Source organism: Streptomyces sp. SID14436 (assembly GCF_010548465.1).
Lineage (GTDB): Bacteria > Actinomycetota > Actinomycetes > Streptomycetales > Streptomycetaceae > Streptomyces.
Map to the genome: position 1 here is coordinate 1 of NZ_JAAGMD010000816.1, position 1574 is coordinate 1574.

At 75.3% G+C, this 1574-nt stretch carries 3 protein-coding genes; all 3 read left to right on the forward strand.

Annotated elements, in window-relative coordinates; all coding sequences use genetic code 11:
* Positions 1-163: 163 nt before the first annotated feature.
* The 3 genes from G3I53_RS29930 to mnhG are packed head-to-tail and all read left to right on the forward strand — an operon-like array spanning position 164 to position 1433.
* Entirely contained in the window at positions 164-775 is a 612-nt protein-coding gene (locus tag G3I53_RS29930) for a Na+/H+ antiporter subunit E (protein ID WP_343239687.1), read from the forward strand.
* The gene (locus G3I53_RS29935; protein WP_164339335.1) at positions 772-1038 is read left to right on the forward strand and encodes a monovalent cation/H+ antiporter complex subunit F; all 267 of its coding nucleotides are present in this window, start codon (positions 772-774) and stop codon (positions 1036-1038) included. Before G3I53_RS29930 ends, G3I53_RS29935 begins: the two co-directional genes overlap by 4 nt.
* Positions 1035-1433 carry a monovalent cation/H(+) antiporter subunit G gene (mnhG, locus tag G3I53_RS29940; RefSeq protein WP_343240713.1) on the forward strand — a complete coding sequence of 133 codons (399 nt, stop codon included), beginning with the start codon at positions 1035-1037 and terminating at the stop codon, positions 1431-1433. Before G3I53_RS29935 ends, mnhG begins: the two co-directional genes overlap by 4 nt.
* Positions 1434-1574 lie beyond the last annotated feature (141 nt).

Here is a 1574-nt window from a genome sequence, read left to right on the forward strand (position 1 = left end):
CGCGCGGGACGGGGCTCATGCACGCGGCCACGGCCGGCATGGTGGCGGCCGGAGTGGTGGCCGCCGTGTGCGCGGGGCCGCTCGCCCGCGTCAGTGAGCGGGCCGCCGAGGACCTGCTGCACCCGCACGCCTACCGTTCCGCCGTCCTGGAAGGGACGGGCCGGTGAGCGCCGCGCCGGACCGTCGGGGGCGCCGGCCCCGGCCGGGCCTGCGCCACCTGCCGATGATCGTCTGGCTGTGGCTGCTGTGGCTGCTGCTGTGGGGCAGCGCCAGTGCCGTGGTGGTCGTCGGCGGACTGCTCGTGGCCGTCGGCGTGGTCCTGCTCTTCCCGCTGCCCGCGGTCCTGCCGGGGGCGGTGCCGGACCCGCTGCGCACCGCGGCACTGCTGGTCCACGTGCTCACCGACCTGGTGAGGTCCGGGTTCACCGTCGCCTGGCAGGTGGTGCGCCACGGCAGGAGGGCGACGTTCGCGATCATCGAGGTCCCCCTGCGCCTCGACAGCGACCTGCTGATCGCGGCCGTCGCCGAGTTCACCACCATGGCCCCCGGCTCCGTGGTCGTCGAGATCGACCGGCGCCGCAGGTGCCTCTACGTGCACGCGTTGCTGCCGCGCGGCACCGAGGACGACATCGCCCGCCGCCGGGCGGAGGTGCAGGCGGTGGAGCGCCGGGTGGCGCAGGCCGTCCGGTACCGGTTCGACGCGGACGAACGGGAGCCCGCTCCCGCCCCGCCGGACGAGGAATCCGGGGACGACGCCCGAGGAAGGGAATCATGAGCCTGCTGTACGGCATCACTCTGACGGTGATCGCGGTGTCCGCCGTGCTCACGCTGGTGCGCCTGGTGCGCGGGCCGCTGGCCCTCGACCGGATCCTGGCGCTCGACGTCCTGGTCACCCTGACCATCGCCGCGACGGCCGTGGGCTCCGTGGCGCGTGAGGACGGCACCATGGTGCCGCTGCTCGTCGTCCTCGCCCTGCTGGCCTTCATCGGTTCGGTGACGGTCGCCCACCTGATCGAGAAGCGGGAGGGCATGCGGTGACCGTGCTGCTGGACGTGGTCACCGCCGTCCTGTTCACGGCGGGCGCGCTCCTGTGCTGTCTCAGCGCCCTCGGACTGCTCCGCTTCCCGAACGTGGTGAGCCGGATCCATGCGGCCGGCAAGTCGCAGACGCTGGGGCTGGTCCTGGTGCTCGTGGGTGCGGCCGCGCAGATGCCGGCGAGCGACGCCGCGGTGCTGCTGGTCGTCGCCGTGTTCCAGCTGTTCACCGCACCGGTCGCGAGTCAGGTCATCGCCCGCACCGCCCACCGCACCCACGCCGTCGACCGGGACCGGCTGCTCGGTGACGCGCTCGCGGACCGGCTCGCCCGGGACGGCACTCCCCTGGAGGGCTCGGGCGAGCCGGAGCCGGAGAGGGACGAGGACGGGGAGCGCTGACCGGGCCGCCCGGCCGCTCTCTTCGCCGGCCGGAGGCGGCCCGGGGACGTGTCGTCCCGGGGACGCGTCGCCCCGGGGAGGTGTCGCCCCCGGGGCCGGGCGGCTGCCGCGTACCCCGGACTCCCGGCCCCGGGCCGGGCG

What these genes read in the sequence shown, in the direction of transcription:
- G3I53_RS29935 (WP_164339335.1), top strand. Translation starts at nt 772, where the DNA reads ATGAGCCTGCTGTACGGCATCACTCTGACGGTGATCGCGGTGTCCGCC.